This is a genomic window from Syntrophothermus sp. (genome assembly GCF_013314835.1).
GTDB classification, from domain to species: domain Bacteria; phylum Bacillota; class Syntrophomonadia; order Syntrophomonadales; family Syntrophothermaceae; genus Syntrophothermus; species Syntrophothermus lipocalidus.
This window is the reverse complement of record NZ_JABUEX010000131.1, coordinates 1-3349: the sequence shown is the minus strand read 5'-3', so window position 1 is coordinate 3349 and position 3349 is coordinate 1. Positions and strand designations below refer to the sequence as shown.

General features: G+C 50.6%; 4 protein-coding genes. All 4 read right to left on the bottom strand.

The window, feature by feature from the left end; all coding sequences use genetic code 11:
• Positions 1 to 1353, bottom strand: a 1353-nt coding sequence (locus tag HPY90_RS15545) for an SSO2105 N-terminal domain-containing protein (RefSeq protein WP_287195838.1), incomplete at its 3' end; no start/stop codon positions are given.
• Positions 1354 to 1526: 173 nt separating this feature from the next.
• Positions 1527 to 1916 (bottom strand): bactofilin family protein, encoded by a 390-nt coding sequence (locus HPY90_RS15540; RefSeq protein ID WP_287195836.1) that lies wholly within the window; start codon positions 1914 to 1916, stop codon positions 1527 to 1529.
• 3 nt (positions 1917 to 1919) lie between these two features.
• Entirely contained in the window at positions 1920 to 2840 is a 921-nt protein-coding gene (locus HPY90_RS15535) for a M23 family metallopeptidase (RefSeq protein ID WP_287195834.1), read from the bottom strand.
• Between the two features lie 4 nt (positions 2841 to 2844).
• Positions 2845 to 3349 (bottom strand): DUF4446 family protein (locus HPY90_RS15530; RefSeq protein ID WP_287195832.1); only part of this gene is annotated, 505 nt, incomplete at its 5' end.

Genomic DNA, 3349 nt, shown 5'->3' with positions numbered 1-3349 from the left:
CTTAACACCTACACCTTCTTTGAAGGCTTTACGGATGACAGTCTCGACCATCTTCTTGAACGGAAAATTGACCGCCATGCGGTTGAATTTCCGGTCGGTGTCAAAACGGTCTTTGCCGAAGTCCAGGCTCTCTAAAGCGATGGGTTTGCCTAAAGTTTTAGCTATGTCCACCACTACTTTGGCAAGCACACCAATCAAGTACGTGCGCCGGAAACCACGAGTGTAAGCCAGCTCGGTCACCTTGATGTAGAGAAACCCGTTCGGGTGTACCGTTACCTGAAACTCTCCGTCAAATTTGTGCAGGGCCTTCGGGTACGGTACCTCGAAACCTTTGGGCCAGGGCTCGGGCTGTCCGGTGTAACCGACGTTGGCCAGCGCTGCTCCGTCTGGGTTGGTGTCTACACCCAGGTAACCCCGGTCGGGGTTGGTCACTAAAACGGGGGCTGTAACGGCAAAGGTTATGTGCACCCTATACCGGCTGTCTTTACATTTTATCAGCTCTACAGTGTAAGGCGCGCCTGATAAGAGCAACTCCATCACTTTTTGCCGGTGCTTCTCAGGCAGCCAGAGCTTGCCCGTTACCCTGGGTGCCCTGGTCATCAGCGGTCTGCCTGCTTTGTCCACTTCTTTCTGCTCGGATAAATGAGATATGTTTACAGCAAGGTAAAATTCTCCGTTTCGCCAGCTCAGTTTAATGTTGGGGTTGCCGCCTTTGGTCTTGTCTCCTCTGGCATAGAGACGGTTCTGCCGGGCGTTCTGCCACTGTTCTCTTGTGGCTCTACCTTTACAGACCTGTTTCCACAAGGAGCGACCGCCGAATACTACTTTAGGTATGGTGTTGCTATCCTGATAGCTTTTTAGTTTCTCCAGTTTATCGGACAGTTTTTTTACCCTGGCTCTACGGCCGTGCATGACAAGTTTGGCTTTTTTAATTCTAATTGGGTCATTCATTTTGATAACTTTCTTCAAGTCTTTTTCCGCCCAATCGAGCTTTTTCTTGGCACGGGTCAGTTTTGTCTGTGTTTCTTTTATTTCCAGGCTTAAAAACCCTTTTTGTGAAATGATGATTTCTTTTGCTTTGAGTATAGCATCGTCGGTAAAACGGGAGTTCAGACCGAACATTTTTTGTCCCTGCTTTTTGAGTTCTTCCCGCGTATGCCCTTCCTGCACGCGATTGAAGGCCCACCGCATGCAGGCTCCAAAAAGCCGCATCTCGGTGTCAAGTGGAGTTTCTTCTCCTCGGCTCCATCTTTCGGCGCGGAAAGCTGGGTAAACTTCTGGGAAGAACTCGCCGCAGACGGTGTATTTCATGCCGTTTTTGAGATTGTTAAGTTGCTTTTTTCTTTTCTGCATCCCACATCACTTCCATTATCAGTTCACAAATACCTTACCGAACCTTCTTTTCATTGCTTCTCTAAGTTTTACTTTGTTGTATTATGTTTGTTAAGTTTTATTAAGGTTAGTTACCAACAAGGTAGCTGTTACGTGCCTCCTTTGAATGGCCTGCTTTCGAATTAAGAGCGGGCTCAGGAGTCAGTCTTCGTTCCTGTTTTCTCCTTGTTGGTCCCTCGCAGCATCCGGGAGGTCCCTGTGAAGCAACCTCCTTCCTCAATAACCAGAGCCTGGCAAGTGATGTCTCCTTGTACTTCGCCCGAGGCCAATATTTCCGCCCGCCCCCTGGCGTTGATAGAACCCTCCACCCTTCCGGCAATCAGTACGTTATCGGCTTGAATATTTCCTTTGATGGTGCCCTTATCCCCGATTATGAGGTCGCCCCTCAGATCTACATCGCCTTCGATGATTCCGTCCGCGCGGATAGACCCTTCGCCGTGGAGATTGCCTTCTATCGTTAGGCGATGAGAAATAATCGTGTCAATGTCACCGAATTCGCGCTGCTTTTTTCTCTTTAACACCATGATTCATCTCTCCGTTTTTGCGAGATAGGACTCGGGGTCTACAAAACCGTTTTTGCCCTGGATAGCGAAATGGAGGTGAGGTCCGCTACTTCTTCCCGAGCACCCGACCCGGGCAATCACCTGCCCCTTCTCCACTTTCTCTCCCACCTGGACCAGTATTACTTGGTTGTGCCCATACCAGGTTACATAGCCGTTGCCGTGATCCACTTTTATGAGTCGTCCGTAAACCCGGTCAAAGCCGGCGCAGACTACCGTGCCGGACGCTGCGGCCCGGACAGGTGTGCCGCTATTGGCTGCGATGTCTAAACCGCTGTGCTGTTCAGTGCGTCTGCTGAATGGTGATTTCCTGATTCCGTAGGTAGATGTAATTTGGCCAATAACCGGCCAGGAGTTGGGACGAGCCAGGTAGTATTCCCGGTTGGCCAGGACCTGGTCTCGGAGTTCTGTTAGCTCGGTTTTAGTAGTATTAAACGAGGACAGCATCCGTTCTATTTCCCGCCCCATAACTGAAGCCAAATTACCGGGATCTGACTTGCGATCTAGCATTATTCCGGACCGAGAAGGGGTTGCGCTTGAAGACGGGCGGGCTGTTCGAATTCCCATCAGGCGTTTTATCTCCGACTGCTCCCTCTCGATGTTCTCTTTTTCTTTCTCTAGTGAACGGAGTTGTTCCTGTAGCGTCATCAGTTGCTCTGTCTTGGCCTGGTTATCCTCCTTTATGGATTGTATATTTCGCATGTCGTTCCTAAACGTTACCAGGGTTATCCCCATCCAGAACAGGGAAATTATCACCGCCATCGATAGTATTGCCAAGGCCCAAGCGCCCTTAGGTGATAGCGAGAGGCGGCGAATCGGAGAGATGCTTCCTGATAGCAGTATTACAGTGATGCTGCGGTCGCGTACGGATCTTCTTCGGCGAGGCATCGCGTCATCCCCTGTTCTGAGCCATCCTCAGTACGGCCTGTTCTTCTTCACTCAATTGGTAAGAGGACGAGAAGGCTTGGACGGGTTTAGCCCATACCATTGAATACTCGCGTCCATGCAATCCCGTAATTACAGCTCCGTCTCCGCGCTCTGACAAGAGCGCTAGGGAAAAGGACAGGTCTCCCCCGACCTCGGGGAATGCCTTATACCGTATCACCCGCAGGGTACTCAGCATCGCGGGGAGACGCCCTTCGATACTTTCCACCCTTTCCTCCAAGCGATGAATTTGGCGCCGGTTTTCGTGCTCAAGCCGCCTGATTTCCTCTAGAACATCCTCTATTCCTGGCCCACAGTAGTCCTTGAATAGGCTTTCAAAGACCCTTACCCGGCGGCGGTAGGCTCTGACCTGCCAAAGGGTAATAATGTTTACCAGTATCAGTAACGCGAACAGCGCCGCGGCGATAGAAAGGCTTTGGCTGTTTAGCCAGTGATAAGCATCGAGCATTGTC